Origin of the sequence: Commensalibacter sp. A3DC, from assembly GCF_047307945.1 — a bacterium.
In the GTDB taxonomy this organism is placed as follows: Bacteria; Pseudomonadota; Alphaproteobacteria; order Acetobacterales; family Acetobacteraceae; genus Commensalibacter; species Commensalibacter melissae.
Map to the genome: position 1 here is coordinate 18439 of NZ_JAXOQA010000021.1, position 10671 is coordinate 29109.

Below are 10671 nucleotides of genomic sequence, written 5' to 3' on the forward strand. Positions count from 1 at the left end.
CAAGTTAGTACAAAGGATTTTTACTGATTTGATTAACCAGTTGGATTAATAGAGCCTGTTCTATTTTGATTACATCACTGTCAGAAGCAATGGAACCCGATGCGAAAAAGGTTCCTTTTTGTTTGTTGATGGGTAGATGTTCATTTCTGGGAATAATGGACCAATCAGCTTCCAAGATTGCTGAGCCATTTTGATTCCCCAGATTTTGTACATCCAAGTGGCTGATATTGATCAGGATCTGACTTGTTGGCATACCAACCTGTCTTTGATTGGTTATGAATAGAGTTGGATTTTTTATGGATAGCAAATGTGTAACATAATCGGTTACGGCAACGGATAAAACGCTACTCATTCTTCCGTTGACACTATGATGAAGACTGCTGTTTTCTCGGGTAACAATATCGGTTGTGTCAAGGTAATCCGGTACTGTGATCGGTGTAATGATAATAGTGGGGGAAGTTTCAGAATATTGTGTAATTTTGTTTGTCGACTGATTTATAATATTTTCATTGAAAGTGTAATATTTAAGAGGGGGAGCACTGCATCCCCCGAGAATAAATAAGGTACTTAATGAGGATAAAGCGATGAATTTATTCATTGTTTTCGACCAATCAGTAATAATTTAGGATTACGTTCTATTTCCCGCGAAAATCCTCGAAGTGAAGTGGAAGCATCAGCAAGGTTCTTCAGAATAATTTCAAGATTGTTTCGTGAAGGTGAACGGGATGAGGTAAGCGTTTTCACATTATCAATCATTTCTGATGCTGATGACACGGCTTTGTTTGAATTGTTTAATAAAATGTGAAGCTCTTTTCCGCGTGAACGAAGTTGGACATCTCCATCAACAAGCAATTTATTAAAGTTCTTCAATAAACCATCTATGTTTTTGTTGATATGAGTCACCAGAATATTTGTACTATCTGATGTTTTCTTGACGCTATTAATAAGATCAGGAGTTTGTTTGTTTAAAGTTTCGGCAAGTTGTCCTATTTTTTGTGCAGTGTCATTTAGGTTTCTGGAAAGTTGTTCAAGTTGTAGATTCATTAATTCGGATTTGATTTTTTGAAACGTAGAGGGACGGGAAGGTATTTCTGTAAGATTTTTTGCAATCACAGGATGAAAGTGAGGGGCATTCTGCAAATCAAAATCAAGAAAAATATTGGACGTACCGGTAACGAAACTTTCTGTGCTAATTTCTGCACAAAGTCCATTTTCTATCATTTTTTCCAATAGTTTTTTAAAATTATTATATTTATATCCTATGCGGATTTTTCTGGGATCAATATTGATTACTACAGGGATATATGCTTTGTGACTGCCTTGATCGAATTGGAGATTAATGGAATCAACGGTTCCTACCTGTACTCCTCTGAACGTAACAGGCGCTCCAATGGATAATCCTGATATTGAGCTTGGAAAAACGATTATGGCATGCTCTTTTTTTGAAAAAAGATTAAAATTACTGAAAAAAATAACAGCACAAAGAGCAAGAATTATTCCTCCCAATACAAAAGCCCCGATTGTGGTTTGTTTATTAATGGTCATCTTTGTTCTTCTTTCTCTTCTGCATTTTCATAACGTTGTCTATGCATAAAATCGTATACCAATTGACAGGATGGATGATCGTGCATTTCTTGTGGTGAACCATGGGCAAGGGGTGTCTTTGATTCCGCGTCAAGGAATATACCATCATCTGCAATTGTAAATAAACTTGATAATTCGTGACTGACTATGATGATTGTGCTTCCCAATCCATTTCGTAAGGTGAGAATTAAATCATCAAGTCTCTTAGAAGTGATGGGATCAAGTCCGGCTGAGGGTTCATCAAAAAATAGGATTTCTGGATCAAGGGCAAGAGCTCTAGCCAAGCCACACCGTTTTCTCATTCCTCCGCTTAATTCAGAGGGATACAGGTTAATGGCATATTCCATTCCAACCAGCCCCAGTTTTAATTCTACCAATCGATGAATCATTTCTGGAGAAAGGTTGGTAAAAAGTTGCAATGGAAGTGCAACATTTTCACCTACTGTCATAGAGCTCCATAGAGCAGCATTTTGAAACAAAATACCAAAATTATGCGCGATTTTTATGCGATGTTTTCTCGAAACTCTCCAGTAATTTTCATTCTTGACAAGATAATCACCCGCTATTGGTTCTAAAAGCCCTATCATGGATTTAAGAAGTGTACTTTTTCCACATCCACTACCACCCATTAGGGCAAAAATGCTGCCTTGCTTAACGTCAAAATTAATGTTTTTCTGGATAACCTTTGTACCGTAACCAATGGTGAGATTTTTAACGGATAGAAGTATATTGCTGGATTGGTTGCTCATTATTTATATTCCAATCATATCAGCAATAACGGCAAATATGGCATCAATAGCGATCACCCCTACAATGCCAGTAACCACAGCTTTGGTCGCAGCCAAGCCGACATCAACCGCACTTCGTCCTGATTTTAACCCGATGTAACAGCTGCTTACCCCTATAAATATTGCAAATGAAATGGTTTTGAGACCACCAAACACAAATTGGTTGAAAGCAACCGCTCCGAAACTTTGTTGTAAAAATCCTATGATTGAAACTTTTAACATGAAAATGGAAACAATCAATCCGCCAAGAATTCCCATAAAACAGCCATAAAGATATAAAATCGGCATGGTGATTACAAGTGAGAGCATTGATGGAAGAATAAGATATTCCATAACGGAAACACCCATGACTTTTAACGCATCGATTTCCTCATTTCCCTGCATTGTTGAAATACGGGCTGCATAGGCCCCACCTGTTCGGCCTGAAATAACAATAGCACTCATGACGGCAGCCATTTCCCGAACAGTTGCAATGCTGACCAAGTTTGCCACATAAGCGTCAGCTGCAAACCTGCGTAATTGTACTGCACCGACAAAACCAAGAATTGCCCCGACTAGAAAATTAACAACACTGATGATTAAGAGGGCAGACGGACCAGCGTTCTGGACATCAGAAATCAAATCCACAATTCGCATGTAAGAACGGCCGGTGAGGGATTTTAAAATACCAATAATAACTTCCTTAAGCATCTGGACAGTTATGCCAAGATTGGTCAGTCCGTTGATAGTCCATTCACCAATCATATATAACGGACGAAAGGGAGATGAATGTTTAACAGGTCCCTCATCTTTGCTTTCATGCAAGAGGGAAAGAAGTTCTTGTGCGGAAGCAGGCAGATCCTTGTCAGAGAATTTTATGGAATGTTTGGTGGCCTGACATTTGATATCCCAAAGAAAGACAATCAATCCACTATCCCAGTTTTTAAGATTTCTAGCATCAAAATAAAGCGTTTGATGAGCAGGGATCCTTTCTAGATTTTTTGGAGAAAATCGGGGAATGTTATTGTTTTTTGCTAACCATTGCCCACTTAAGGAAATAACATAATGATTTTCTTGCTGCTCTAGTTTCCACTGAGGCTGCTGATCTGAATTTATATCGCTCATGCTTTGTCTGAATAATGTTGAATAATTTTATTTCATAAAATTATACTAAAAAGGTAAATATATAAAACATTATATACTTATATGAAATGTAGGTGAATTTATTATCATTTTAATTTTTTATATAATATGGTTTTTTTTGTAAAAAGTAACTATGTAAAAAAGAGAAGTATTGGTAATATAAAAGTTACTTTTCAGAGAATTAGGATTTTTGATTGATTGATGCATACAAAACGTAAACAGAAGTTGGATGGATGGCTTCTTGTTGATAAACCATTAAATGTGACATCTGCTTACGTTGTAAATAGGGTGAAATATGTTTTTAATGCCTGTAAGGTAGGGCATAGTGGTACCTTGGATCCATTGGCGACAGGGTTGTTACCCATCGCTTTTGGCCAGGCAACCAAAACAATCCCTTACATTATGGATAAGACAAAAGTTTATCATTTTGAACTTACTTTTGGAGAATCTCGTACAACGGATGATGCTGAAGGTGAGGTTCTTGACCATTCAGAGTTCAGACCGGGTGATGAACAAATCAATAAAGCTTTACAGTCCTTTCAAGGAGAAATATATCAGGTACCTCCTATTTACTCAGCGGTAAAGGTGCAAGGTAGACGTTCTTATGACTTAGCACGTCAAGGGGAAAAACCTCAACTAAAAGAACGGTTGGCACGTATTGATTCTTTTCGAATGATAGAACGGATTGATAAAGATCGTGCAAAGTTTGAAGTTGTTTCTGGTAAAGGCGTTTATATGCGTTCTTTAGCCAGGGATTTGGCGGTTGCCTGTAATACAGTTGGTTATGTTTCTGAATTACGCCGCCTTCGCGTGGGTCCATTTGATATTGCAAATGCTTTTTTACTGGACAAACTCGTTGAAAATGGCAAAAAAGGAATTGTTTCTTTAGATATGCTTCTTCCCGTTCAAACTGCGCTGGACGACATCCCGGCTCTAGCTATGACTGAAGAGGAGGCTGAATCCCTGAATTTTGGCAAATCTATTGATCTGACCGAGATACGGAATCGTTTTGCACTGGATGTGAATTCATATGATGGCATTGTTCGTGCAATGAAAAAGGAGCATTTTATAGGATTGTGCCATTTAAACAATAAATGGCTGCGTCCTGTTCGTATTTTTAATATTTAAATTGATGAAAGGATATACGATGTCGATTACACCGGATCGTCGTACCCAGCTAATTAAAGAATACCAAACCAAAGAAAATGATACAGGGTCTCCTGAGGTTCAGATTGCTTTGTTAACAGAAAGAATTAATAATTTAACTGAACATATGAAAGAACACGCCAAGGATTTTCATTCCCGGCGTGGGTTATTGAAATTGGTTGGTCAACGTCGTCGTTTGCTGGCCTACATCAGTCGGGTTAATAAAAGCCGTTATGAAAACCTGATCAAGCGTTTAGGTTTGCGTCGTTAAAAAATAAAGACTGGTTTATCTATTAAACCAGTCTTTATTTTATAAATTAAGAATATTGAGTATATTATAATCAAAACAGGAAAGTTTTTTGAAATCCAGCTTTACAGCGTTTCAGGCCACATGGTGTGAAAATAACAAAATATAAATGCTCCATGCCGTCCGAAACGCTGTTATTTACAGCATTGAATGTAATGATGGTTAAAAAAATTTTCTTGCGTATAACTTCATAGGATAAAAAATGTTTAAATATTATCGTAAGGAAATTGAATGGGGGGGACGTCCTCTTATTCTGGAAACAGGTAAAATAGCGCGTCAGGCAGATGGTGCAGTGATGGCCACTTATGGCGGGACTACAGTATTATGTACAGCTGTTGGAAATAAGAAAGCCAATCCAGATCAGGATTTCTTTCCATTAACCGTGCATTATCAGGAAAAGGCTTTTGCAGTTGGAAAAATTCCTGGCGGTTTTTTCAAACGTGAGGGGCGCGCTTCTGAAATCGAGACATTGATCTCTCGACTTATTGATCGGCCTATTCGTCCATTATTTCCTGATAATTTTTGTAATGAAGTGCAGGTTATAGCGACTGTTTTAAGTCATGATATGGAAAATGATCCTGCCATTGTTGCCATGATTGGCTGTTCTGCAGCGCTGACCCTGTCCGGTATTCCTTTCTTTGGACCGATTGCGGGTTGCCGGGTTGGATATATTGATAATGAATATGTTCTAAATCCGGTTTTGGCGGAGATGGATCAAACCAAATTGGACTTGGTTGTGGCGGGTACTTCCGAAGGGGTTCTGATGGTTGAATCCGAAGCCCAGGAATTAAGTGAAGAAGTAATGTTGGGGGCTGTTAATTTTGGTCACGAGGCCTGTCAGCCTGTTATTGATGCAATTATCGCTTTGGCCGAGCATGCTGCCCGTCAACCTTGGGAATTGTCTGAACCTACTGCAGAAGAGAAGAAATTAAAAACTCGTATTGACAAGATTGGACGCAAACCTTTGGCGGAAGCCTATAAGGAAAAGGAAAAGCAAAAACGTTACACTTTACTGGATGCGGCACGTACCAAAATTATTGATAAGCTTGTTGAGGAAGAATTTGATACAGCCAAGGCGGGTTCCTTGATTGATAAATTGGAAGCCGATATTGTTCGTAATTCAGTGCTAAAGACAGGATTGCGGATTGACGGACGTGATTTAACCACGATTCGACCCATTATCAGTGAAGTTGGTGTTTTACCTAGAACACACGGATCCGCTCTTTTTACCCGGGGTGAAACGCAAGCTCTGGTTGTGACAACTTTAGGTACAACTCAAGATGAACAGGTTGTGGATGCGTTAGAAGGGGAATATCGTTCTAATTTCATGTTGCATTATAATTTTCCTCCTTATTCTGTGGGGGAATGTGGACGGTTGGGTTCACCTGGGCGTCGTGAAATTGGTCATGGAAAACTGGCATGGAGAGCTATCCATCCTCTGTTGCCAAGCAAGGAAAAATTTCCATATACCATGCGTGTAGTTTCTGAAATTACGGAAAGTAACGGTTCGTCCTCTATGGCTACGGTTTGTGGAACCTCTTTATCCCTGATGGATGCAGGTGTGCCACTGGAACGTCCTGTAGCGGGAATTGCCATGGGATTGATCAAGGAGAAAAAGGGTGTTGCTGTATTGAGTGATATCCTTGGTGATGAAGATCATCTGGGAGATATGGATTTTAAAGTTGCTGGTACTGAAGTTGGTGTCACCGCTTTACAAATGGATATTAAAATTACATCCATTACACCAGCAATTATGGAACAGGCCTTGGAACAGGCTCGTGAAGGAAGAATTCATATTTTGGGTGAAATGGCAAAAGCCTTGACAGAAAGCCGTAATGACATTGCAGAGAATGCACCACATGTAATCATTATGAATGTGCCCAAGGAAAAGATCAGGGATATTATTGGATCTGGCGGTAAAACAATTCGTGAAATTGTTGAATATGCAGGTTGTAAAATTGATATTGATGATGATGGTACAATACAAATTGCTGTTACATCGAATGAACAGGCGGAAAAAGCCAAGGAGCGTATCAATGCAATCATTGCTGAACCAGAAGTTGGCCGCATTTATACAGGAAAAGTTGTAAAGGTTGCCGATTTCGGAGCATTTGTCAATTTTATGGGGGCTCGTGACGGGCTGGTTCATATTTCTGAATTATCAGCCGGGCGTGTCGGTCGTACAAGTGACGTTGTCAAAATGGGGGATACTGTCAAGGTGAAGGTTGTGGGTTTTGATGATCGAGGAAAAATCAAGCTTTCCATGCGTGAGGTAGATCAGGAAACAGGTGCTGACATCAGTGAAGCCGTTGGAGTCAAAAACAGCTCGTCATCTCGTAATCGCAATGATAACCAGTCCAAACGCTCATAGGTTTTTATGTGTATCATTTTTTTCAATAAAAAGATGATTCTTGATTTTTTTATTGGAATAAATATAAGTGGGCTATTCAAAGTTTTTTTGGTTTAGATTGTTTAGTCCACTGCATATAGAGCAGGAGTAATAATGAAAGCAGTTAATTCAATTCGTATGGGAAATAAAGAAGTCCTCCCTTTGATTGAAGGGGGTAAAGGGGTTTCTGTTTCTACAGGAGTATCTGCTGGTCATTGGTCTGCTGCGGGTGGAATTGGAACCATTTCCATTGTAAATGCTGATAGTTATGATGAAAATGGCAATGTTATTCCCCAGATCTATCATGCAAAAACACGGCGTGAACGACATGAAGAACTCATTCAATATGCAATTAAGGGCGGAATAACCCAAATAAGGGTTGCCCGTGATATTGCGGGGCCAAAAGTGCCTCTTCATGTCAATATTATGTGGGAAATGGCAGCAAGTGAACTGATTGCATCTCAGGTTTTGGAACAATCAAAAGGCTTGATTAATGGTGTTACCTGTGGAGCGGGAATGCCCTATCGTTTATCAGAAATTGCTGCAAAACATGCATTATATTACTATCCCATTGTTTCCTCTGGACGTGCATTCAATGCGTTATGGCGTCGATCTTACAGAAAAACGCCAGAATGGCTTGGTGGGGTGGTTTATGAAGATCCATGGAGGGCTGGGGGGCATAATGGGTTATCAAATAGTGAAAATCCATTAGAACCGCAGGATCCTTTTCTACGCGTTGTAGAGTTGAGAAGAGTCATGCGCCAATATGGACTGGATCATGTTCCAATCATTATGGCAGGTAATGTCTGGTGGCTTTCTGAATGGGAAGATTGGATTGATAATCCAGATTTGGGTATGATTGCATTTCAGTTCGGTACAAGACCTTTGTTAACGAGGGAAAGCCAAATCCCTCAAGCTTGGAAAGATCGTTTGCGGACATTGAAAAAGGGTGATGTATATCTTAATCATTTCTCTCCTACAGGTTTTTATTCATCGGCAGTTCAAAATAGTTTTCTTAATGAATTGAGGGAACGGTCTCAAAGGCAAGTTCCTTTTTCAAGGGAAGCTACAGAAATGATGAATGTTCCATATGAATATGGGGCTAGAAAACGTTTGATTTATGTTACCCAGACGAGTTTTGAAAATATTAAGAAATGGGAAAGCGAGGGGTTTACTCAGCCTCTCCGGACTCCAGATCATACATTCATTTTTGTAACTCCTGAAAAAGCAGGAGAGATACAACAGGATCAGAATAACTGCATGGGATGCCTGTCAATGTGCCAGTTTTCAAATTGGTCACAGGTTGGTCCCAGTTATACGACAGGAAATCGACCCGATCCCCGCTCTTTTTGTATTCAGAAAACATTACAGGCAATAGCTCATGCGAATGGTCCTGACGCAAAAGAGGTGGTTGATCATAATTTGATGTTTAGTGGAACCACAGGGTGGCGATTTGGATCTGACCCATTTTATGATAATGGGTTTATTCCAACAGTTAAACAGTTGGTTGATCGAATTATAACCGGATATTAATGATAAATTTATCCAGTATCGAATGTTAAATTCTAAATTACTGTTCAAATAATTTAGAATTTTTTGGATTAAACTAGTTTTTAAAAAACTATTGAATATTTGTTAAAATATTATCTGGCAATTTGCGATAACAAATTATTGGTACAGACTTCTGCATCAAATAAAGCTGTCGAATTAACAAAAGGTCTTGGTAAAATATAAGTATAAAATTTACTGCCTTCAGTGGGAACACCTAGAGCATAAATAGACTTGATTATCTGATTGTTTTGATTGATCAAATTGAAGTTTGCATTGACATTAAATTCTCCTAGAGCATAATTGCCAATATGGAACTGACAGCCTATATTGTTTTTCAGGATATTTTGAAAAAGAATGTCTTTGCTTTCCTTTGCAATGGGTGCATTGACCATGGCAACAATATAATAATCAGCACGAATGACTTCGTTAAATTGTGTTGTTAGGTAAAAGCTTTCCTTTTTTTCTTCTACTTTAACATTCGGCCCCAAATCTATGCGCAATATGTTGGCCTTGATTAAAGCGATCATTTGCTGAATTCTCTCAAGGGGTGGACCAACACAAATTCGGATCATGATAGGTTTAAATACTTCATTGAACCAGATAGCACTTTTTTCCGACAGGCCACAATGGTCAACGGTTAATCTGATCCAATCACGTACATCCCTTAAAATATCAGTGCTTGCCTTGGTGGGATTGTCTATATTGCCCTGTAAAGCGTTATGTATATCTTCCTGTAAATAGTTTAAAAGCCATTCATGAAATTCTCTCTGGCTTTTGAAGGAAGTATGGGCAAGCGGATCGCTAATTTTTTCCCATGAGAATCTTTCTTTTTCATCGGGAATATAGGCTTTTACAATCGCGTTTCTTTGTGATTTGTTTCTTAGATAGTCATTAAGGAAATTATAAGCCTTGATTATGTCCTGATTCTTGAGATAGGTAAAACTGTAAACACATTCCATTTCTTCAATCAATAACGGGAGATAATCCTTTTCAAAATCAATTTTTTTATTGTTTTTTAACTCAATTATTTTTTCTTTGGTAAAAATTTGGGGCTTGTATTGTTCTCTTAATTCTTTTTGCGTTCTCCCCCGTGCATTCAAGGGCAATCCTGATCTGGAAAAGGCTATAATTTTAGGTTCCTTTCCAGAGGGTTGATAGATTAGGTGATCTTTTTCCTTAATGAATTTCCCTCCTCTGTCTTCAGTCAATTTGGAAATAACGTCAAATGTGGTCAAGCCAAGTCCCTGTATTGCAACGGTTTCTTTATTTGTAATGATATGGTCTAATTTTTCCAAAGGATATGCATATATTTTTTTCTTATTTGGAAATTCGCAATTTTGGGTATCGTGACCGGTGGTTATACAAATAATATCAGATGAGTAAGTATTATTTTTCGTAACGATACTCCATTTTTTTTTATCACTTCCGGAAATGTTTATAACTTTTTCCTGTATTTTGATGATCTGAAGGTTTTGTACCTTGATAGAACATAAATAATTAAAGACCCAGCATAGATATTCGCCAAGATCCTTTCGTGAATAATAGTTTAAAGGGTTGATTGTTTTATCTTGTGATTTATATTTGATTTTTAACCATTCATAAAAGGTTGGTCCCCGGATTGCATATTTGTAGTTTTTAACCGTATCATCAGGGAAAACAGTAATCTGACTGCAAATAGTGTTAACCAATAAATTTTCTGATTGATTGATATCATGACAACCGGCACCATAATCTTTATTTTCGTTAAATAGTTGTAAAATAATCTGCCTATCTTTTAGTTTCTC

The 10671-nt window shown here is 38.2% G+C and carries 9 protein-coding genes; 4 read left to right on the forward strand and 5 right to left on the reverse strand.

What is annotated here, in order from left to right:
- Positions 1-4: 4 nt before the first annotated feature.
- The 4 genes from U0839_RS03920 to U0839_RS03935 are packed head-to-tail and all read right to left on the reverse strand — an operon-like array spanning position 5 to position 3476.
- Entirely contained in the window at positions 5-598 is a 594-nt protein-coding gene (locus tag U0839_RS03920) for a membrane integrity-associated transporter subunit PqiC (protein WP_155566041.1), read from the reverse strand.
- On the reverse strand, positions 595-1545 hold the full coding sequence (locus tag U0839_RS03925; RefSeq protein WP_122124116.1) for an MlaD family protein: 951 nt from the start codon (positions 1543-1545) through the stop codon (positions 595-597). The genes U0839_RS03920 and U0839_RS03925 overlap by 4 nt, the downstream gene beginning before the upstream one ends.
- The gene (locus tag U0839_RS03930; protein ID WP_155566040.1) at positions 1542-2333 is read right to left on the reverse strand and encodes an ABC transporter ATP-binding protein; all 792 of its coding nucleotides are present in this window, start codon (positions 2331-2333) and stop codon (positions 1542-1544) included. The genes U0839_RS03925 and U0839_RS03930 overlap by 4 nt, the downstream gene beginning before the upstream one ends.
- A gap of 3 nt (positions 2334-2336) precedes the next feature.
- Entirely contained in the window at positions 2337-3476 is a 1140-nt protein-coding gene (locus U0839_RS03935; RefSeq protein ID WP_155572337.1) for an MlaE family ABC transporter permease, read from the reverse strand.
- A gap of 219 nt (positions 3477-3695) precedes the next feature.
- Between U0839_RS03935 and truB the strand changes: the two genes are divergently transcribed.
- The 4 genes from truB (at position 3696) to U0839_RS03955 (ending at position 8869) form a co-directional block, all read left to right on the forward strand.
- A complete protein-coding gene (gene truB / locus U0839_RS03940; protein ID WP_155566038.1) occupies positions 3696-4622 on the forward strand; it encodes a tRNA pseudouridine(55) synthase TruB in 927 nt (308 codons plus the stop codon).
- A 19-nt stretch (positions 4623-4641) separates the two neighbouring features.
- Positions 4642-4911: a 30S ribosomal protein S15 gene (gene rpsO / locus U0839_RS03945; protein WP_110439101.1), complete on the forward strand. Its 270-nt coding sequence runs from the start codon at positions 4642-4644 to the stop codon at positions 4909-4911.
- A 238-nt stretch (positions 4912-5149) separates the two neighbouring features.
- Positions 5150-7318 carry a polyribonucleotide nucleotidyltransferase gene (gene pnp, locus U0839_RS03950; RefSeq protein WP_155568577.1) on the forward strand — a complete coding sequence of 723 codons (2169 nt, stop codon included), beginning with the start codon at positions 5150-5152 and terminating at the stop codon, positions 7316-7318.
- 132 nt (positions 7319-7450) lie between these two features.
- Complete coding sequence (locus U0839_RS03955) at positions 7451-8869, forward strand: NAD(P)H-dependent flavin oxidoreductase (protein WP_155566036.1); 1419 nt, start codon at positions 7451-7453, stop codon at positions 8867-8869.
- 110 nt (positions 8870-8979) lie between these two features.
- On the opposite strand, the gene U0839_RS03960 is transcribed toward U0839_RS03955, so the two are convergent.
- Positions 8980-10671: FAD/NAD(P)-binding protein (locus U0839_RS03960; protein ID WP_413550116.1), on the reverse strand; the 1692-nt coding region annotated here is incomplete at its 5' end.